The organism is Thioclava sp. FR2 (assembly GCF_051200875.1).
GTDB lineage: Bacteria > Pseudomonadota > Alphaproteobacteria > Rhodobacterales > Rhodobacteraceae > Pseudotabrizicola.
The window spans coordinates 3275509-3293262 of record NZ_CP195191.1; the positions used below are offsets into that span (position 1 = coordinate 3275509).

Consider the following 17754-nt stretch of genomic DNA (forward strand, 5'->3'; position numbering starts at 1 on the left):
CGCCGCGTTCCGCAAGGCTCAGGCATAGGTCTGGTCTTGCACCGGGGTGGCCTGAAACGCCTCTCGCAGCCATCGGCCGTCCTCCCATCGCCAGACTTGCGTGAAGGCGATCGACAGGTCGCGGCGGTCCTGCGCATTCAGGATGCCCCCTCCGGACATGTCGTTGAACCCAGTCACAATGGCCATGTCGCCAAAGATGCGCGTTGCGACGCCACGAAAGGTGATCTGCGTTGCGCGACCGGTTCTCTTGGCGGCATAGGCCAGCCATTCCGCGCGGTTCAGATGCGCCCCCGTGGCATCGTTATGGGTATAAGTTGGGGACAGAAGGTCGGTCAGAACCTCCATCTCTCCTGCCGCCCATGCTTCCCCGAACCTGTGAAAGGCCGCATCGAGCGCGCCGCGGCGTGCATCCTGTGCCATCTTTTCCCCCGGAAAGATTGTCTGAACGTTCATTATAGCCTGTCGCGGTGACCGTGCTCGTCTCATCGCGACATGGCCGGACCGCTCCGGCACAGACACGCCAACCCGCCTGACGCCCCCGCTTAACCCCGGCAAAAACCCCCGCCCGACTACGAACGCCGTCAGGGCGCCGGGCGATTGGAAAGCCTTGCCGCTCGCCTCAGACGCGGTATTCCAGTGGGTCTCTTCGGGCCTGCCACTTCCAGATTACCCGCTCGAAGGACAAGCCTGCCTTTGAGACAGCCTCCAGCCAATCCCCTCCGCGCGTCACGCCTGATGCCGGTAATCGTTTTTTGGAGGTCAAATTTGCATGGCCTTGCCATGAAAATCTGCCGCCCAATCAGGTGAAGAACAAATCACTTGCGGCGACTCAACAGGTGCGGCGTGATGAACGCTCAGGCGGACGCAAAACATGGAGGCACAGACCATGGATAAGAAACCCTGGCTCGCAATCTTTGTATGGGCGGCTTTAGGCGCCGTCTTCGGCGGGTTCGGTCTCTGGCTGGCCAGACTGCAACTTATTTGGGGGGGAAGTCTGCTTTCTGGCGCAGTGTGGCTGACGCAGATCTTTCTCGTTGCTATTGCCGCACTGATCTTTGCCCTTAGGCTGATAGCGCGGTCGTGATGCACATTGCGGCCTTGATACCCTGAGTGGCAGGCCACTGAACGGGCAAAAGAAGCCCGATTGACGGCTGCAAACACCGTTTCGGGTGGATGGAAAAGGTAACAATCCGTTTAAAGCAAAGCGCTACCATCTGATTTGATTTGTACAAAGAGTGTCGCGCCGTGGCGCGCGCCCTTTTCCCCCGAATTCCCTTGCCATTTTCGCGCCCATCGGCTCCCCTGATTTCATGCGCCCCGGACCCCTCAATCTGATCACCGATATCCTCGGCCTTCGGGTCGGTAACGCCCATGATCCGGTCCTCAAATCCGGGGTCACCGTCCTGACCGCCGACCGCCCCTTCACCGCCGCCGTCCACATCATGGGCGGCGCCCCCGGCACCCGTGAAACCGACCTGCTCGCGCCCGACAAGCTGGTCCAGGAAGTCGACGCCCTTACTCTTTCCGGCGGCTCCGCCTTCGGCCTCGATGCCTGCTCCGGCGTGGCCGACGAGCTGCGATCCCAAGGCCGGGGTTTTCAAGTCGGGGATCAACGCGTCCCCATCGTCCCCGGCGCGATCCTGTTCGATCTGTTGAACGGGGGGAACAAGGGTTGGAAAAGAAACCCCTACTACGATCTTGGAAGGCAAGCCCTTTCCAACGCCGTAACCGAGTTTCAACTGGGAACCGCAGGCGCAGGTATCGGCGCGGCAACCCAGAACCTGAAAGGCGGCCTCGGCTCCGCCTCCGCCCTGCTCCCTTCCGGCCTGATCGTCGGCGCCCTCGTCGCCGTCAACGCCCTCGGCTCGGCCACCGTGGGGGACGGCCCGCATTTCTGGGCCGCGCCGTGGGAAGAAGGCGAGGAGTTCGGTGGCCTCGGCCCCGCCCCCCGCCAGCCCGCCGCAAAAGCGCCTTTCCCACGCAAGCGGATGGGAGAAGCCACCACCATCGCCATCGTCGCCACCAACGCTGCGTTGACCCAAGCCCAAGCACAGCGAATGGCCACTGCGGCGCATGACGGATTGGCCCGCGCCCTACTCCCCAGTCATACCCCTCTCGACGGCGATCTGGTTTTCGCGGCGGCGACCGGTGAGCGTCGGCTTTCCGACCCTCTGGTCGAAACTTTCCAGCTTGGCCACGCGGCCGCAACTTGCCTTGCCCGCGCCATTGCGAGGGCAGTTTTTCTCGCCACCCCAATGCAAGGCGACTTGCAACCCACCTGGGTCCGCCTCTACCGCGGCTGATCTGGGGGGCCGGCGGCGCCGCCGAGTGGGGGCTCGATGCCCCCAGAGGCGGCTCCCTTATTCAGGGAAGATTGTTCAGGACATCAAGGCTCGCATAGCCATCTGGCACCAGCCCATTTGCTTTTTGCCACGCTTTGATCGCAGCAATCGTATTGGGACCGATCCGACCGTCGATGCCTTTGGTATCAAACCCCGCCGCTGTCAGTCGCCGCTGCAAATCCAGACGCTCATCCAGCGTCAGGGCGCGCAAATCGCGCGGCCAGTCCGCCTTGATCGGCGGGCCACCCATCAATTCAGCCCCCAATTGCCCGACTGCCACCACATAGGCATCGGCAGTGTTGTAGCGTTCGATGACCTGAAAATTCGAGAAGATCAGAAAGGCCGCTCCACGATGCCCGCCCGGCAAGAGTACAGAGGCGAGGCCATGATCCGGCAGCACGCCGCCCGCCATCGGGACCACCCCCATCGCCGCCCACTCCGCCACGGGTTTCTTCACCCGTTCGGTGGTCTGGTCATAGTCAAAGCCTTCTGGCAGTCGCACCTCCAAGCCCCAAAGCGCGCCCTTGGTCCAGCCCCAGTGGCGCAGGTAATTGGCGGCAGAGGCAAGGCCATCGGCCGGATCATCGCCCCAGATGTTCTTTTTCCCATCCCCGTCGAAATCGACGGCGAAATCCCACCAACTGGTTGGCATGAACTGGGTGTGCCCCATCGCCCCGGCCCAGCTTCCCCGCATCGCCTCAGGCGTCACATCCCCGTTTTGCAGGATCTTCAGGGCCGCAATCAGTTGCGCCTCAAAGAACGCCGCACGCCTGCCGTCATAGGCCAGCGTCGCCAAGGCGCCGATGGTTGAAATGTCACCGCGATAGCTGCCATAAGCGGATTCCAGTCCCCAGATGGCGATGAAAGCCTGCTTGTCGACGCCATATTCCGTCTCGATCCGGTCAATCAGCGCGGCATGTTTCTTCATCGCCTTCTTGCCAAGGGCGACCCTGTCGGCAGAGACGGCGGTATCGAGGTAGTCCCATATTGTCTTGGTAAATTCGTTCTGATTGCGGTCGCGGGTGACAATCTTTTCATCAAAGGTCAGGCCCGTCAGTGCCACATCCAAAGTGTCCGCTGTTATTCCAGCCGCAAGTGCCCGGGGGCGAAAGTCGGTCAGCCACGCCTCAAATCCGGCCTGCGAGCCGATCTCATTACGCATTTCCCGTACCACCTCGGTTTCCGTCTCGGACGTGTCCAATGATTGCGCCCCGGCAAGAGCGGGGAGCAGTGCCACTATCAATGTTGCCGTGATCAGACGCATTTACCTGCTCGATTGCTTTTGCCCACCAGCCTAGCGAGCGGACGGGCAAAGGCAATCGACAAGGCTGTTGCTATTTCCGCTTGCGCAGAACCTTGCGCTTGACCTTGGCGTCTCGCGCCGCGCGTTGCCCCGGCTTGCGCGGCTGATAGCGTCCCCGGCGGGATTTGCCTTGTGGCAGCGTGGCGCCCTCAATCGACAAGAGCTCCAGCATCAGCCCGCCTGTTACCGGGATGGCCTCGGCCAAGCGTACCGTCACGCGCTGTCCCATGCCGACGGTCATGCCGGTATCGGCGCCCATCAGAGTTTGGGTGTCGGCATCGTAATGGAAGAACTCACGCCCCAATTCGCGGATCGGGATCAGACCATCGGCCCCGGTTTCATCCAGTTTTACAAAGACCCCAAACCGCTGAACGCCCGAAATCCGGCCTGCAAATTCGCTGCCAACCCGATCGGCCAGATAGGCCGCAAGGTAGCGGTCGGTGGTGTCTCGCTCGGCCGCCATGCTGCGGCGTTCTGTGTCCGAGATCTGTTTGGCGGTTTCTTCCAGCGTCTCGATGTCTTGCGGGGTCAGCCCGTCTTTGCCCCAGCCGTGCGCCGCGATCAGGGCGCGGTGCACGATCAGGTCAGAATAACGGCGGATGGGTGAGGTGAAGTGAGCATAGTTCCGCAGGGCCAGCCCGAAATGGCCGAAATTCTCGGGGTGGTAATAGGCCTGCGTCATCGACCGCAGCGCGCTGATGTTCAGAAGCTCGTCGAATTCGGTGCCTTCCGCCTGCTCCAAAAGGCGATTGAGATGGGCGGTTTTTAGAACCTGTCCCTTTGCCAAGGTAAAGCCCGACGATTCCGCCACTTCGCGCAGCGCGTCGATCTTGTCCAGCGACGGCTCTTCGTGGACGCGGAACAGAAGCGGGGTCTTCTTTACGATCAGTTCCTCGGCGGCGGCGACATTGGCCAGCACCATGAATTCTTCGATCAGCTTATGCGCGTCAAAGCGTTCCTTGAAGGCAACCGACAGCACCTTGCCTTCGTCCGACAGTTCGATCCGGCGTTCGGGCAGATCCAGTTCCAGCGGCTGCCGGATGGTGCGGGCATGTTTCAGCGCAGCATAGGCGGCGTAAAGCGGTTTCAGGATCGGTTCCAGCAGTGGCCCGGTCACATCGTCGGGGCGCCCATCGATGGCCGTTTGCACCTGTTCGTAATTCAGCGATGCGGCGGACCGCATCAACCCACGCACGAAACGATGGCCGATCTTGTGACCTTGCGCATCAATGCGCATGCGAACGGCAAGGCAGGCGCGGTCGACATGTTCGTGCAGGCTGCACAGATCGCCCGACAGAACGTCGGGCAGCATCGGCACGACACGGTCCGGGAAATAGGTTGAATTGCCACGCTTGCGCGCTTCTCGGTCCAGGGCAGAACCGGGGCGGACGTAATGGGCAACATCGGCAATGGCGACCCAGATCACAAAGCCGCCGGGATTGCCGGCTTCCTTGTCATGTTCGACATAGACCGCGTCGTCGCGGTCGCGGGCATCCACTGGGTCGATGGTCACCAAGGGCAGGTCGCGCAGGTCATCGCGGCCCTTGATTCCGGCAGGCTTCATGCTGTCCGCCTCGGCAATTACCGCATCGGGAAAGCGGTCTGGGATACCGTGCTGATGAATGGCGATCAGCGAGACGGCGCGAGGGCCGGAGGGGTCACCCAGACGGGCGGTGATACGGGCCTGTGGCAGGCCCATATTGCGGCGGCCGATCGCCTCGGCCTCGACCAGTTCCCCGTCGCGTGCATCAAGGGTATTGTCTTTCGAGACGCGCCATTCCTTATCCGCGCCCTTGTCGATCGGGACGATCCGCCCGCCTTCGGCATTTGAGCGGAACACCCCCAGCACTTTCAACGGGTTTGATCCGATACGGCGGATCAGCCGCGCCTCATATTGCCATGGGCCGGTATCGACCTCTGTCAGGCGCGCGAGGATGCGGTCGCCTTCGGCCAAAGCCGGGTCGCCCTTGCGCGGGATGAAAAGGATGCGGGGCTCTGCGCCTTCGCCTTTCCATTCCATCGCGCGTGCGAACATGTCTCCCTGATCATCGGGCGCGAGCATGGTCAGGATCGACACTGGCGGCAGGCTTTCTGCGTCACGGTAGCTGCGACGTTTCTTGGCCAGCGTGCCCTCGGACTCCATCTCTTTCAAGAGACGCTTCAATTCGATCCGCCCGGCGCCTTTGATGCCAAAGGCCTTGGCAATGTCGCGCTTTGCGACAAGTCCGGGGTTTTCGTGGATCCATTTCAGGATCGCTTCTTTCGAGGGCAACTGTTCCATAGCTCAGCCCTAGCACGGACTGGGATGCGCGGAAAGCGGGCTTACCAGCGGTTCAGCGCGTCTTCGTCTTCGTCGCGCGCGGCGACCCATTCGGCGCCATCGGTCCCGTATTCCTTTTTCCAGAATGGGGCGCGGGATTTCAGGTAATCCATCAGGAATTCAGCGGCGGCAAAGGCGTCGGCACGGTGTCGTGCCGCGGTGGCGACCATCATGATCAGGTCGTTCGGGGCAAGGCGGCCATAGCGGTGAATGATCAGCGCATCGGCCAAAGACCAGCGGTCCAGTGCCTGATCCATGATCGCGCCAATCGCCTTCTCGGTCATACCGGGATAATGCTCGATCTCCATTGCCGACAGGGTTCCACCGTTGTCGCGCACGATGCCTGTGAAGGTGACGACAGCGCCAGCCCCGGATTGCGCGGCGGCAAAGGCATTGGCCTCGGCCCCAAGATCGAATGCCTCTGCCTGAACCGAGAGCCGCATCTTTAGCCCCCGGTCATCGGCGGAAAGAAGGCCACTTCGCGGACACCCGCCAATGGAGCATCAAAGCTGGAAAGCTCTTGATCCAAGGCCACCCGCAAAGAGGCGAGATCGGCAAAAGCCATCTCGTAGCGCTCTTCCCGGCCTTTCAGCTCATCCACCAGTTCCGCGACCGTTGAAGCCGTGGTTTCCACCTTTTCCCGTGGCAAGCCGATGCGTTCGCGCACCCATGCGAAATAGACGACGTCGATCATTCTTCTTCATCCCTTAGATAAGGCAGGGATTTCGAGAAGTAGTCCCAGCCCGTCAGGGCCGTTAGTACCGCGGCGATCCATATCAGGCAAAGACCAACCATGGTGGCAATCGAGGAACAGCCGCGTGTGCCACAGGATTTGATCGGGTCGGCAAGACCAGCCGTTACCAATTCGGCATATTGTTCCAGCGAAAGGCCCCGACGGGCAATGCCTTCCAGATGTTCAAGCCCGGTGCCAAGAAACAGAACGGCAATGGCGACCATCTGCGCCGTGGTCTTCCATTTGGCCAGTTTTGTGACTTTCAGCAGCCCGGCTTTCGCGCCAAGGAACTCGCGCAGGCCAGACACAAAGACTTCGCGGAACAGGATCACCGTCACCGGCAGGATCAGCCACGGGTTCATACCGGAATAGCCAGTGATGATGACAAGCGCGATGACGACCATCGCTTTGTCAGCAATCGGGTCCATCATCGCGCCGAACTTCGATTCCTGATGCCAGAGGCGGGCCAGATAGCCATCGAACCAATCGGTGACGGCTGCCACGATGAACAAGGTCAGGGCGAACCAATCGGCCCAAGGGCGATGGAAATACAAAAACATCAGCGCCACGCCGGGCGCTGCAACCATGCGCAGCACGGTTAGAATATTCGGAACCGTCCATCTCATTGGGTCTGCTTAACCTATTCTTATGGCGGGGGGGAAGGGTCTTCGCTTAGAACGGCGTTGGTGCGGCAAAGCTGATCCATTCCCTGGTCTCAGGGTGGTGCAGACCAAGCGTCTCGGCATGCAGCATAAGCCGGGTATGTGTTGAAAGAGTTTCAGGCGCATAGATCTGGTCGCCCAAGATCGGATGGCCAAGCGCCAGCATGTGAACACGTAATTGGTGGCTGCGCCCTGTCAAAGGAAACATCCGGACGCGAGTTTCGGTTTCCGTGCGCCCGATCACTTCCCAATCGGTTTGGGCAGGCCGGCCATTTTCAGGATCGACCATTTGACGGGGGCGGTTTGGCCAATCGGCACCAAGCGGCAGGTCGATATGACCGCTGTCTTCAGCGATGACCCCCTTGACCCGCGCGACATAAGATTTCTTGGCACGGCGCTGTTCGAACTCTTGCCCCAGAAAGCCCTGTGCCTGTTTGGTGCGGGCAAAGATCATCACACCCGAGGTGTCGCAATCCAGCCGATGCACCAAAAGCGCGTCCCACCTTTCAGCTTGGAGGCGCGAAATCAGGCAGTCCTGCCGCCCCTCCAACTTTCCGGGGACCGAGAGCAAGCCGGCTGGTTTGTCGACGACAAGAATATGGCGGTCTTCATGAAGAATGACCGGCTTGCCCGGTGGCGGGTCATAGTCGAAATCCGCGATCAGGCTCGGCGGGCTGCCCTGCGGTCGTCTGGGCTTCATACGATCTTGTGTCCTTCCGCCCGAAGGCGTTCGGCCAGATGGCGGATGTGGGCAGGGCCCACTTCGCAGCACCCGCCAACGATGGTGGCCCCCATCGCAACCCAAGACAGGGCGAAATCTGCGTATTTCTCGGGCGTCAGATCGTGGCGATGAGTCAGTTCCTTGACCGTGGGTGCATCTTTCAGGAAGTTGCCCGAAATATGGGTAAAGCCGTTGGCATAGGCGCCAAAAGGCAGGCCAAGGGTCTTGAGACCGGCAAGAGCATCGGTCATGGCCTCGGGCACCGAACAATTGGCCAGAACCGCCGCGATCGGATAGTCCCGCACCAAACGGGCCAGATCAACAATCGGCTCACCCGACCGAAGTTTGCTGCCATCGTGATCGTCAACAGTCACTGACAGCCAGATCGGTTTGCCGCCCTCGGTCGCGCCCTTGACTGCGCCTTCGCACATTTCCACCGAGGCAAGCGTTTCAATCAGAAAGAAATCGACATGCGGCCCCAGGATACGGGCAATCTCTGCGTATTTCGGCGCGGCAATGTCGACAGGCTGCGTCACTTCAGGGCGATAGGTGGCGATCAGTGGCCCAAGAGAGCCTGCAATCCGGCCAGAACCATTCAGCGCGCGTGCTTCATGCGCCTCGACCAAGGCGCGAAGGTGAAGACTGTGAAACATCGGGTCCAGATCGAAGCGTTCCAGCCGATCATGATGGATGGCATAAGTGTTGGAGGTGGCGACAGTTGCGCCTGCGGCATAGTAATCGGCGTGAATGTCACGCACCATGCCGGGGTGATCCATCATGACGCGGGTGGCCCAAAGGGGCGTCGGGTCATCACCAGACCGTGCCACAAGCTCCTGCCCCATACCGCCGTCAAGAAGGGTGATTTCTGCCATCGATGCCTCCGTTTGCTTGCCCGGCACCATCGGCTTCGTGATGGAGAAGATCAAGGGATGTTGTTTGACGCAAAGGGGGGACTTTGGCAGCGTCCGATGAGGCTTTGAGGTGTGTTATGGATTATGAAACGGTTCCAGCCCGCGATTTTGGTCATGCCTTGCGGGCAATTACGGTCAATCTGCTGTGCAGGGATTTAAGACGCGAGGTCGATTTCCTGACCCGTGTGTTTGGCATGACTGCGCATCGGCTGTCGGATGATTTCGCTATCTTGGTCCATGCCGGTCAGCCGTTCCAATTACATTCGGACGCAGCGTTTCGCGATCATCCCTTGGCGTCGCTTCTGCCCGAGGCAGGGGTGCGGGGGGCAGGGATAGAGCTTCGGTTGCACGAGGCAGACCCGGATGAGGCCGCCCGTGTGGCAGAAACAGCGGGCGGGGTTGTTCTGCAAATGCCGACGGACAAAGCAGGACACGGTTTGCGCGAGGCGGTGATCCTTTCGCCGTCGGGGTATGCCTTTGTTCCCTCGCGTCGAATTTAGCGGTGTTTATAGAAAGGGAGGCCGCCTTGGGGGCATCGAGCCCCCACGCGGCGGCTTTGCCACGGACCTGCCTTATGCGGCGTCTTTGAAAACGGTGGCGAGAAGCTCTGTGAAAAATGTCTCGTCAGCCTTGGTAAACGCTGCGGGTGTGTCGCTGTCGAGATCGAGCACGCCGAGAAGCTGGCCCTTTCCATTCCGAACCGGAAGCACGAGTTCAGACCGCGTTGACGATGCACAGGCGATATGACCGGGGAAAGCATCGACGTCAGGAACGTTCTGGATTTCACCGGTACGGGCACAGGCGCCACAGACGCCACGAGAAAACGGAATGACCAGGCAGCCGTGGCCACCCTGATACGGGCCAATTTTCAGCAATTCCGGTGCGACGACGCGATAAAAACCCGTCCAGTCGGAAAGCGGGTGATGCTGGTGAATTTCGCAGGCCAAGGTCGCCATCAGGGCGACTGCGTCGGTTTCACCGTGGGTGAGGGCGATGATCTGGTCGCGGAGCGTGTCGTAATCTGGGGTCATTTCAGTATCCAAGCGCTTTGCCATCCTTGCGGGGGTCTGATCCGCCGATAAGCACACCATCCAGTCCAATGACAATAGCCTGTGCACCGCCAAGCGGGGTGTGAGGAATGCTGACCTTGTGTCCCAGATCAGCAAGCCCCGCCCGAACAGCATCGGAATAGCCACGCTCGACTTGCATCCCTTCCGGGCCCGAGAAGCAACGGGGGGCGTCAATGGCGCTTTGAATATCCATCCCAAAATCAACAATGTTCGAGATCAGTCGGGCATGGCCACAAGGCTGGTACCCACCACCCATGACGCCAAAGGGCATGGTCACGCGACCGCCTTCCATCACCATTCCGGGAATGATCGTATGCATCGGGCGCTTGCCACCAGCAGCTTCATTCGGGTGGCCCTCGGTCAAGGTGAACCCCGCCCCACGGTTTTGGAAATTGATGCCGAATTTCGATGAAGCAAAGCCAGAGCCGAACCCCCAGAAAATTGAGTAGATCAGCGAAACCGCCATGCGGTCACGGTCAACGACGGTAATGTAGATTGTGTCCTTGTGAATGGCTTCGGTCAAAGGGGCGGCCGAAGGCATAGCGCGTTTCGGGTTGATCAGGGCTGCCAGCTTGGCTGCGGTCTCGTCGGACAGCATATGATCCAGACGCGTCATATGGTTGGGGTCAGCAATAAAGCGGTTGCGGGCATCATAGGCCAACTTGGTGGCTTCGGCCTCGATATGTGCGCGTTCAACGCCAAATGGATCCATCGCGGCAAGATCGAAATGGCGCAGGATCTTGAGCATCAGGATGGCTGTTGCGCCTTGGCCATTCGGGGGATGTTCCAAAAGGTCGATCGTGCGATAGGGGCCTTGAACCGGATCGACCCAGTCACAGGCGGTTGATGCCAAATCCTCGTGGCTGTGTGTTCCACCCAAGGCGCGAAGGCTGGCGATCATGTCATCGGCCACTTCGCCTTTGTAAAATCCGTCTCGGCCTTCGCGGGCGATCCGGCGCAAGACCTCGGCCTGTCCGGGGGCGCGAAACAGCTGGCCCGGTTTTGGGGCTTTCCCATCAATAAGGTAGAAATCACGCGCAACACCCTTCAGGTCGGCGGCATCTTCTTCCCAGTCAAACGCAACCCTGGGCGCAACGGGAACCCCTTCTTCGGCATAGCGGATGGCGGGCGCAAGGATGCGATCAAGGCCCGTCTTTCCCCAATCGGCGTTCAGTCGGCAAAACGCGTCGACGGCACCGGGCATGGTTACAGATTCAATTCCATGCAGTGGAACCGCTGACAGGCCCTTGTCGCGCATCGTAGCGGCCGAGAGCCCCATCGGTGCTCTACCAGATCCATTCAAGGCAAAAACTTGGCCTGAACTCGAAGGTTTCAGCAGGACGAAACAGTCGCCGCCGATCCCCGTCATTTGCGGTTCGCAAATCCCGAGCAGAACCGCCCCAGCAACGGCCGCGTCTGCCGCGTTCCCCCCTTCCTTAAGGATGTCGAGCGCGGCTTGCGCGGCAAGAGGGTGCGAAGTGGCAACCATGCCATTCTGGGCAAAGACTGCCGAGCGACCCGGCAAATGAAAATCGCGCATCTGTTCCTCCGCGTGTTGCGGGGAAGCTAGGGCGCGATCGCGGAATTGCCAACAGGGGAGAAGAACCTCGGTGCCACGAATTGGGTGGGGGCAATTATCCGCGACACCGAGGGAAGCTTTATGCAGCTACCCCTCTAATATCGGCAGTATGCGCGGCGGTTTTAGGGGGAAAATCTGGCTCTTTCGCGTCATTTCTGATGATGGCGAAACAATTGGCCGTTCAGGCAATGTTTGTTTCGCAGGGAATCAAGAAGCTAAGACGATTACAGCCACCCTCGCGCAGGTAGCCAAGCTCTTTGGAAAGTGTGCGAATCAGGAACCAGCCGAACCCCCCTTCAGGCAGATCTATGGGGTCGTTTTCCATCGGATTTTGTGCATCGGGGATCTTATCCAGAGGCATCGGCAATCCACGATCCAGAACCGTGCAGAGTAGGCCTGCATCGCTGACAGTCATGGTCAGGTCGATCTCGCCTTCTGACTGGGCATAGGAATGTTCGACGATATTGTTCAGCACCTCGGCCAGTACGATCTGCGCATTGTCGTGCACCAGAGGTGGCACCTGCTGTCCCGCAGGGTCATCAAAGAGTTTCCCCAAAGCCTTACTGACATCCACTGTAGTGGCCGGAATGACTATTCGAGTAACAGCCATGCAGGTCACATCGCGCGTTGGTGCGACACTGGTACCGTTTCATGAATGGCAAAGATACGATCCATGCGGGTCAACCGAAACACCTTTTCAACCGAAGGGCTGAGGCAGGCGAGTTCAAGGGCACGATCTGGCCCGAGCATTTTGCGTACTGCGACTACAGCGCCCAAACCTGAACTGTCGATAAAGCCGACCTTTGACAGATCAAGGATCACCTTTGCCGTTGGTTGCGCCGTGACCTTTCGCATCGCCTCTTTGAAGTCGATCGCACAGGCGGCGTCGATGCGTGTCTCGTCTACATGAACGATCAAGCCGTCCGCGGTTTCGCTACTGTGTAACTGCATGTCATGCCTCCATTTCTGGGGGCAGGCTACAGTGCGAGTCTTACCGGGTGGTCAACGACCGTCAGTTGAGTTGGAACTGAAGTGGATAGCGGCCATCGGTGAAATCGCCGAACAGATCGTGCAAATCCGGATGGGTCACGGGCTCGCCTGTTTCATCGGGCACAAGGTTCTGCTCCGAGACATAAGCGACGTAATAGCTTTTGTCGTTTTCGGCCAGCAGATGGTAGAACGGCTGGTTCTTGGCAGGGCGGCTGTCTTCAGGAATATTCTCGTACCATTCATCGGTGTTCGAGAATTTTGCATCCACATCGAACACCACACCACGAAACGGGTGCTTGCGGTGACGCAGCACTTGCCCGAGGTGATATTTTGGCATCGACTTCAGCATCAGATTGCATCCCCCTGTTTTCGTAAGTACTCCCGAAGAAGCCTGCTTGTCCACAGGACTGGCGATACAGAAGGGAAACAATCTGTGGACCTATTCCTCACAGTCTTGGAAATCGTTGCTCCGGTTGGACTTTTGGGCGCGATCGGTTTCTTTTGGGTGCGGACCGGGCATGAATATCGGATGGAATTCATCACCCGGTTGTCCATGACGCTTTCGGTGCCCGCGCTGATTTTTACGGCGCTGATGAAAACCGAGATCAACCCTTCGGCGCTGACCAATCTGATGTTGGCCGCGATCTTTGCCTATCTGGCGCTTTCGCTGATTTTCTGGGCGCTGCTGAGAATGGGGAGGCTTTCGCAGCGCACCTATCTGGGGCCGATGATCTTTGGCAATACCGGCAATGTCGGTTTACCACTGGCGCTTTTTGCCTTTGGTGAGGCCGGGTTTGCCTATGCTGTGGTTGTCTTTGCCGTGATGGCGATCTTTTCCTTCACCGCAGGGGTTTGGCTGGTTTCGGGCGGGGGGTCTCCGCTGCGAGCACTGAAGGAGCCGGTGACATGGGGCACGCTTTTGGGCGGGCTGTTTCTTTGGCAGGGCTGGCAAACGCCGGACTGGCTGACGAATTCCCTTTCTTTGCTGGGGCAAATCGCCATTCCGATGATGCTAATTACCCTTGGTGTGGCCGTGGCAAGGCTCAACGCAGGCCATCTTGGCAAGGCTTTCGCCATGTCTTTGCTGCGCGTAGTAATCTGCATGGGAGTCGGCGTGGGTATCGGAGTTTGGCTGGAGCTGGAACCAGTGGCCTTTGCCATTCTGGTCTTGCAGGTTTCGACGCCAGTTGCCGTGACTTCTTACATGCTGGCTGAAAAGTATGGTGCTGACGCCGATGCGGTGGCGGGTATGGTCATCGCCTCCACACTTTTGGCAGTGGTATCCTTGCCGCTCACTCTCGCTTTTCTGATCTAGACTGTCCTTCCGCCCCATTTCCCTAGTCGGCGAATTCGCGTATCGTGACCAAAATTATAGAACGTGCGAGGGGCAAATGAGCAGATTTCTCCGCGCGTCGATCGTGTTTCTTGCCCTCGCTTCCTGCGGGGGTGGCAACTTCTCGGCGCCTCGTGATTTGGATAATGCCTGCGCGATTGTGCGGGAAAGACCGCAATATTACAGCGCAATGAAGACGACCGAGCGTCGCTGGGGCATCCCTGTTCATGTGCAGATGGCGGCGATTCATCAGGAATCAAAGTTCATCGGCAATGCGAGGACCCCGCACCGTTTCGCCTTGGGTGTGATCCCGATGGGGCGGCAATCTTCGGCCTATGGCTATAGCCAAGCCCTTGATGCGACTTGGGAAGAATACCAACAGGATCAACGTCGCAGAAGCGCGAAACGTGATCGGATCTCTGACGCGACCGATTTCATGGGTTGGTACATGAACGAATCCACAGAGAAACTGGGCATCTCGAAGCACGATGCCCAGTCACAGTATCTGGCCTATCACGAAGGCCGCACCGGGTTTGCGCGGCAAAGCTATCTGGGAAAACCGTGGCTTGTAGAAGTGGCCGCGAAGGTTCAGGCGCGGTCTGACATGTATGCCCAACAGTTGCGCGGTTGCGGGCGTTAAAGCCCGCGTTTCTGGGTCTCGCGCGTGATGTCGAAATATGAGGGTGGCAGGTTGCCGCCCTTTTTCATGTCACCAAGAATAACAGTGGTCTGACTGCCCACGTCATCAGTGATAACCCATTGACGCAATTCAACTGGCGAGCCGGTGAACACCAATTCGATGGTGCCATAGCTGGGGTTTGCCGGGTCTTGCGCGACCACGCGCGTGGTATTTTCCACCTCTCTGTGACCCACCACCATCTTGGCTTTGGAAAGGTTGATATTCGCGGCCAAAATCAGGTTCAGCGGGGTTTTCGAAAGTGGGTATTGTTCCGGTGGCTGGTTGGATTTCCCATCAAAAATAGCCACTTGCTGGCCACCGGCGATCACCAGGCTTTTGTCTGGCGGTGCATATTCGAACCGCACACGTCCGGGGCGGCGGATGAACAGCTTGCCCGTTGCAATGCTGCCATCGGCGTTCACTTGCGTGAAATCCGCCTCAACTGTTGTCAAGCTGTTGAGATAGTTTGACAAATCGGAAAGCGAAATCTTCGCGGCCATGGCGGGGGTGCCAAGAGCGAGAAGGGCGAGCGGGGCCAGTATGGCGGTGCGACGGTTCATGTTCATGGATATAGGACAGGTTTCTTTGTCTCGCATCAGTCATTCTGCGGGATTGCAGAGATTTGCCGAAAGCGTGAGGGCCTGTGAGTGCCCTTGCTGATCTTGTCGAAATTCGCCTGTGTTCTTTGCGTCGTTTTTCCGTAGTGAATCCGTGGTTTTTCCGTGGTCACAGCCGCAACGACAAGTTCGGGGCGCAGAGGGTGCGGGCAGATCATTTTTCACCGGTAACAAGAGAGGGGCACAAGAAACAGGAACACCCCCACGAAACGCGGGGGCGCTGTTTTGGTTCCCTCTGTCATACGATCAGATGGCGGCGGAGTGTTGCGCCTTGGTCTGGTCATAGGCATCAAAGGCGCGGGCGATCATCCGGGTCAGGGGGCGGCCATGCGGCGGGATGGTAAGGCCGGAGGTGTCAAGCTTGACCATGCCGGGGAAGGCATCGGCCGCATTGCGTAGCAGCATGTCCAGCCGTTCGGGCGTGACCTTGAAGTCGCGCAGGATTTCGGCGCGGGACAGGGCAAAGTCACACATCAGGGCTTCGATGATCCGGGCGCGCAGTGTGTCTTCGCCGGAATAGACATGGCCCTTATGCGTCGAGAACTCGCCCGCCCTTATCGCCTTGGTATGGGCCGAGGTGCTGGGGGCATTCTGGGCAAAGCCCTGCGGGAAGCGACTGATGGACGAGGCCCCAAGCCCGACGAGCACCGGGGCGGTATCGTCGGTGTAGCCTTGGAAGTTGCGGCGCAGCGTTCCCTTGGCCTGAGCGACGGCAAGGCCATCGTCGGGGCGGGCGAAATGGTCGATCCCGATGGCGCGGTAGCCATCCCATTCGAACAGTTGAGACGCCGTTTCAAAAAGCTTTAGTCGCTCTTCTGGGGTTGGCATGGCATCTGACGGGATCAGTTGCTGGCGGCGGCTCATCCAAGGAACGTGTGCATAGCCGTAAAGGGCGACGCGATCGGGGGAAAGTGACAGCAGTTTCTGCACGGAATCTGCAATACGTTCTGTCGTCTGGTGGGGAAGGCCATACAGAATATCGGCGTTCAGCGACCGGATGCCGCGGTCGCGGATCATGTCGCAGACTTGTTTGGTCAACTCGTAGCTTTGATCGCGGCCGATGGTCTTTTGAATTTCTTCGTCGAAATCTTGCACACCGATCGAGGCGCGGTTCATGCCCACGGCCTTCAGGGCATCAAGGCGGGTTTCGTCGATTTCGTTCGGGTCAATTTCAACCGAGAATTCGGCGCCCTCACCCAGTGGGACAGCCTCGAAGATCAGGTCTGCCAGCATTTTCATCTGGTCGGCGGGCAACATCGTCGGGGTGCCACCGCCCCAGTGCAGGCGCGAAAGTGTGATGCCTTTGGGAAGGTGCTTGCGCAGCAGGGCGATTTCCTGACGCAGGGTTTCGGCATAGGCAATGACCGGGTCGTCGCTGCTGGTGCCTTGGGTGCGGCAGGCGCAGAACCAGCACAGGCGGCGACAGAACGGCACATGCATATAAAGCGAAATGGCCGACCCTTCGGGGATCTGTTCGATCCACGACGTGAACAGGCTGGGCGTTACCGACGCAGAGAAATGTGGTGCCGTCGGGTACGAGGTGTACCGAGGAACGCGCGCGTCAAAAAGACCAAGCCGCATGAGTTGCGATTGATGTGTCATTCGACTAGCCTTACGTTTGTTTGGACGTTCTGCCTTTGATGCAGATCAACTGAAGAAAGGCGGCCCATGGCAGTTCCACATGAGCTGACATCTCTTGTTCACGATTGTGCTGATTGCCCAATCCGCCATCGCGCCGTTTGCGCCCGCTGTGAAGCGGATGAATTGCAGCGTCTTGAACAGATTAAATATTACCGCAGCTATCAGGCTGGCCAGACGATCATCTGGTCAGGCGATCGGATGGATTTTGTCGCCTCGGTCGTTACGGGGATTGCGACGCTGACACAGACGATGGAAGACGGTCGGCGGCAAATGGTGGGTTTGTTGCTGCCATCGGATTTCGTGGGGCGGCCGGGACGGTCGACTGCGGCCTATGATGTGACCGCGACGACAGATCTGGTGATGTGCTGTTTCCGCCGCAAACCGTTTGAAGAGATGATGTCCACGACGCCCCATGTGGCGCAGCGTTTGCTGGAAATGACGCTGGACGAACTGGATGCCGCGCGGGAATGGATGCTGCTTTTGGGGCGCAAGACCGCGCGCGAAAAGATTGCGAGCCTGCTTGCGATCATCGCCCGGCGCGATGCCAGTCTGAAACTGCGTTCGGCCGAGGGGGCGATGGCTTTTGATCTGCCGCTGACGCGGGAAGAGATGGCCGATTATCTGGGTCTGACGCTGGAAACAGTCAGCCGTCAGATGAGCGCGTTGAAGAAGGACGGCGTGATCGAACTGGACGGCAAGCGCCATATCATCGTGCCGGATTTCGATGCGTTGTTGGAAGAAACCGGCGATGACAGCGATGGCGGCTTCCTCGTCTAGGACGGGCGGCGCAGATCTGCGGGGCTGACGCGCCCAAAGGCGTGGCAGCGCCGGACAAGGGGCTCGATGCCCCGCA

General features: G+C 59.2%; 21 protein-coding genes. 6 read left to right on the forward strand and 15 right to left on the reverse strand.

All coding sequences use genetic code 11. The features are described 5' to 3' along the window. Nucleotides 1–18: 18 nt before the first annotated feature. Nucleotides 19–420 carry a nuclear transport factor 2 family protein gene (locus ACSBLW_RS15750; RefSeq protein ID WP_435257547.1) on the reverse strand — a complete coding sequence of 134 codons (402 nt, stop codon included), beginning with the start codon at nucleotides 418–420 and terminating at the stop codon, nucleotides 19–21. 451 nt (nucleotides 421–871) lie between these two features. Between ACSBLW_RS15750 and ACSBLW_RS15755 the strand changes: the two genes are divergently transcribed. Next, entirely contained in the window at nucleotides 872–1084 is a 213-nt protein-coding gene (locus ACSBLW_RS15755) for a hypothetical protein (RefSeq protein WP_435257548.1), read from the forward strand. Nucleotides 1085–1310: 226 nt separating this feature from the next. Next, on the forward strand, nucleotides 1311–2303 hold the full coding sequence (locus tag ACSBLW_RS15760) for a P1 family peptidase (RefSeq protein WP_435257549.1): 993 nt from the start codon (nucleotides 1311–1313) through the stop codon (nucleotides 2301–2303). 61 nt (nucleotides 2304–2364) lie between these two features. Here the strand turns inward: ACSBLW_RS15760 and ACSBLW_RS15765 are convergent, their stop codons facing one another. The 7 genes from ACSBLW_RS15765 to ACSBLW_RS15795 form a co-directional block, all read right to left on the reverse strand. Beyond that, nucleotides 2365–3606, reverse strand: coding sequence for a lytic murein transglycosylase (locus ACSBLW_RS15765; protein WP_435257550.1), 1242 nt, complete (start codon nucleotides 3604–3606; stop codon nucleotides 2365–2367). A gap of 70 nt (nucleotides 3607–3676) precedes the next feature. After that, the gene (gene rnr, locus ACSBLW_RS15770) at nucleotides 3677–5926 is read right to left on the reverse strand and encodes a ribonuclease R (RefSeq protein ID WP_435257551.1); all 2250 of its coding nucleotides are present in this window, start codon (nucleotides 5924–5926) and stop codon (nucleotides 3677–3679) included. Between the two features lie 41 nt (nucleotides 5927–5967). Then, on the reverse strand, nucleotides 5968–6408 hold the full coding sequence (locus ACSBLW_RS15775) for a molybdenum cofactor biosynthesis protein MoaE (RefSeq protein ID WP_435257552.1): 441 nt from the start codon (nucleotides 6406–6408) through the stop codon (nucleotides 5968–5970). A 2-nt stretch (nucleotides 6409–6410) separates the two neighbouring features. Then, entirely contained in the window at nucleotides 6411–6659 is a 249-nt protein-coding gene (gene moaD, locus ACSBLW_RS15780; protein WP_435257553.1) for a molybdopterin converting factor subunit 1, read from the reverse strand. After that, nucleotides 6656–7324: a CDP-diacylglycerol--glycerol-3-phosphate 3-phosphatidyltransferase gene (pgsA, locus tag ACSBLW_RS15785; protein WP_435257554.1), complete on the reverse strand. Its 669-nt coding sequence runs from the start codon at nucleotides 7322–7324 to the stop codon at nucleotides 6656–6658. Before pgsA ends, moaD begins: the two co-directional genes overlap by 4 nt. A 46-nt stretch (nucleotides 7325–7370) precedes the next feature. Beyond that, nucleotides 7371–8060, reverse strand: a complete 690-nt coding sequence (locus ACSBLW_RS15790; protein ID WP_435257555.1) for an RluA family pseudouridine synthase — start codon at nucleotides 8058–8060, stop codon at nucleotides 7371–7373. Beyond that, nucleotides 8057–8953 (reverse strand): homocysteine S-methyltransferase family protein, encoded by an 897-nt coding sequence (locus tag ACSBLW_RS15795; protein ID WP_435257556.1) that lies wholly within the window; start codon nucleotides 8951–8953, stop codon nucleotides 8057–8059. The genes ACSBLW_RS15790 and ACSBLW_RS15795 overlap by 4 nt, the downstream gene beginning before the upstream one ends. Nucleotides 8954–9069: 116 nt before the next feature. Here ACSBLW_RS15795 and ACSBLW_RS15800 point away from each other — a divergent pair, with 116 nt between their 5' ends. After that, nucleotides 9070–9492: a VOC family protein gene (locus tag ACSBLW_RS15800; protein WP_435257557.1), complete on the forward strand. Its 423-nt coding sequence runs from the start codon at nucleotides 9070–9072 to the stop codon at nucleotides 9490–9492. A gap of 72 nt (nucleotides 9493–9564) precedes the next feature. On the opposite strand, the gene ACSBLW_RS15805 is transcribed toward ACSBLW_RS15800, so the two are convergent. From ACSBLW_RS15805 to hspQ, 5 genes are all read right to left on the reverse strand, one after another. Then, nucleotides 9565–10023, reverse strand: coding sequence for a GAF domain-containing protein (locus tag ACSBLW_RS15805; protein ID WP_435260137.1), 459 nt, complete (start codon nucleotides 10021–10023; stop codon nucleotides 9565–9567). A 1-nt stretch (nucleotide 10024) separates the two neighbouring features. Continuing rightward, entirely contained in the window at nucleotides 10025–11602 is a 1578-nt protein-coding gene (locus ACSBLW_RS15810; RefSeq protein WP_435257558.1) for a gamma-glutamyltransferase family protein, read from the reverse strand. A gap of 220 nt (nucleotides 11603–11822) precedes the next feature. Continuing rightward, nucleotides 11823–12251 (reverse strand): ATP-binding protein, encoded by a 429-nt coding sequence (locus ACSBLW_RS15815; RefSeq protein WP_435257559.1) that lies wholly within the window; start codon nucleotides 12249–12251, stop codon nucleotides 11823–11825. Between the two features lie 5 nt (nucleotides 12252–12256). Further along, the gene (locus ACSBLW_RS15820; protein ID WP_435257560.1) at nucleotides 12257–12592 is read right to left on the reverse strand and encodes an STAS domain-containing protein; all 336 of its coding nucleotides are present in this window, start codon (nucleotides 12590–12592) and stop codon (nucleotides 12257–12259) included. A 61-nt stretch (nucleotides 12593–12653) separates the two neighbouring features. Then, nucleotides 12654–12980, reverse strand: coding sequence for a heat shock protein HspQ (hspQ, locus tag ACSBLW_RS15825; protein ID WP_435257561.1), 327 nt, complete (start codon nucleotides 12978–12980; stop codon nucleotides 12654–12656). 84 nt (nucleotides 12981–13064) lie between these two features. Between hspQ and ACSBLW_RS15830 the strand changes: the two genes are divergently transcribed. Together ACSBLW_RS15830 and ACSBLW_RS15835 are read left to right on the forward strand one after the other, a co-directional pair. After that, on the forward strand, nucleotides 13065–13946 hold the full coding sequence (locus ACSBLW_RS15830) for an AEC family transporter (protein WP_435257562.1): 882 nt from the start codon (nucleotides 13065–13067) through the stop codon (nucleotides 13944–13946). Between the two features lie 76 nt (nucleotides 13947–14022). After that, on the forward strand, nucleotides 14023–14604 hold the full coding sequence (locus ACSBLW_RS15835) for a lytic transglycosylase (protein ID WP_435257563.1): 582 nt from the start codon (nucleotides 14023–14025) through the stop codon (nucleotides 14602–14604). On the opposite strand, the gene ACSBLW_RS15840 is transcribed toward ACSBLW_RS15835, so the two are convergent. Continuing rightward, nucleotides 14601–15239, reverse strand: a complete 639-nt coding sequence (locus ACSBLW_RS15840) for a LolA family protein (RefSeq protein WP_435257564.1) — start codon at nucleotides 15237–15239, stop codon at nucleotides 14601–14603. The genes ACSBLW_RS15835 and ACSBLW_RS15840 overlap by 4 nt on opposite strands. A gap of 267 nt (nucleotides 15240–15506) precedes the next feature. Continuing rightward, entirely contained in the window at nucleotides 15507–16862 is a 1356-nt protein-coding gene (gene hemN / locus ACSBLW_RS15845) for an oxygen-independent coproporphyrinogen III oxidase (RefSeq protein WP_435257565.1), read from the reverse strand. A 66-nt stretch (nucleotides 16863–16928) separates the two neighbouring features. On the opposite strand from hemN, the gene fnrL reads away from it, so the two are divergent. Then, complete coding sequence (gene fnrL / locus ACSBLW_RS15850; protein ID WP_435257566.1) at nucleotides 16929–17678, forward strand: transcriptional regulator FnrL; 750 nt, start codon at nucleotides 16929–16931, stop codon at nucleotides 17676–17678. Nucleotides 17679–17754: the final 76 nt, after the last annotated feature.

Coding starts and splice junctions, on each gene's coding strand:
- ACSBLW_RS15750 (WP_435257547.1), bottom strand. CDS start 420: ATGGCACAGGATGCACGCCGCGGCGCGCTCGATGCGGCCTTTCACAGG.
- ACSBLW_RS15790 (WP_435257555.1), bottom strand. CDS start 8,060: ATGAAGCCCAGACGACCGCAGGGCAGCCCGCCGAGCCTGATCGCGGAT.
- hspQ (WP_435257561.1), bottom strand. CDS start 12,980: ATGCTGAAGTCGATGCCAAAATATCACCTCGGGCAAGTGCTGCGTCAC.
- hemN (WP_435257565.1), bottom strand. CDS start 16,862: ATGACACATCAATCGCAACTCATGCGGCTTGGTCTTTTTGACGCGCGC.
- ACSBLW_RS15755 (WP_435257548.1), top strand. CDS start 872: ATGGAGGCACAGACCATGGATAAGAAACCCTGGCTCGCAATCTTTGTA.
- ACSBLW_RS15760 (WP_435257549.1), top strand. CDS start 1,311: ATGCGCCCCGGACCCCTCAATCTGATCACCGATATCCTCGGCCTTCGG.
- pgsA (WP_435257554.1), bottom strand. CDS start 7,324: ATGAGATGGACGGTTCCGAATATTCTAACCGTGCTGCGCATGGTTGCA.
- ACSBLW_RS15810 (WP_435257558.1), bottom strand. CDS start 11,602: ATGCGCGATTTTCATTTGCCGGGTCGCTCGGCAGTCTTTGCCCAGAAT.
- fnrL (WP_435257566.1), top strand. CDS start 16,929: ATGGCAGTTCCACATGAGCTGACATCTCTTGTTCACGATTGTGCTGAT.
- ACSBLW_RS15835 (WP_435257563.1), top strand. CDS start 14,023: ATGAGCAGATTTCTCCGCGCGTCGATCGTGTTTCTTGCCCTCGCTTCC.
- rnr (WP_435257551.1), bottom strand. CDS start 5,926: ATGGAACAGTTGCCCTCGAAAGAAGCGATCCTGAAATGGATCCACGAA.
- ACSBLW_RS15840 (WP_435257564.1), bottom strand. CDS start 15,239: ATGCGAGACAAAGAAACCTGTCCTATATCCATGAACATGAACCGTCGC.
- ACSBLW_RS15805 (WP_435260137.1), bottom strand. CDS start 10,023: ATGACCCCAGATTACGACACGCTCCGCGACCAGATCATCGCCCTCACC.
- ACSBLW_RS15765 (WP_435257550.1), bottom strand. CDS start 3,606: ATGCGTCTGATCACGGCAACATTGATAGTGGCACTGCTCCCCGCTCTT.
- ACSBLW_RS15800 (WP_435257557.1), top strand. CDS start 9,070: ATGGATTATGAAACGGTTCCAGCCCGCGATTTTGGTCATGCCTTGCGG.
- moaD (WP_435257553.1), bottom strand. CDS start 6,659: ATGATCGACGTCGTCTATTTCGCATGGGTGCGCGAACGCATCGGCTTG.
- ACSBLW_RS15795 (WP_435257556.1), bottom strand. CDS start 8,953: ATGGCAGAAATCACCCTTCTTGACGGCGGTATGGGGCAGGAGCTTGTG.
- ACSBLW_RS15815 (WP_435257559.1), bottom strand. CDS start 12,251: ATGGCTGTTACTCGAATAGTCATTCCGGCCACTACAGTGGATGTCAGT.
- ACSBLW_RS15820 (WP_435257560.1), bottom strand. CDS start 12,592: ATGCAGTTACACAGTAGCGAAACCGCGGACGGCTTGATCGTTCATGTA.
- ACSBLW_RS15775 (WP_435257552.1), bottom strand. CDS start 6,408: ATGCGGCTCTCGGTTCAGGCAGAGGCATTCGATCTTGGGGCCGAGGCC.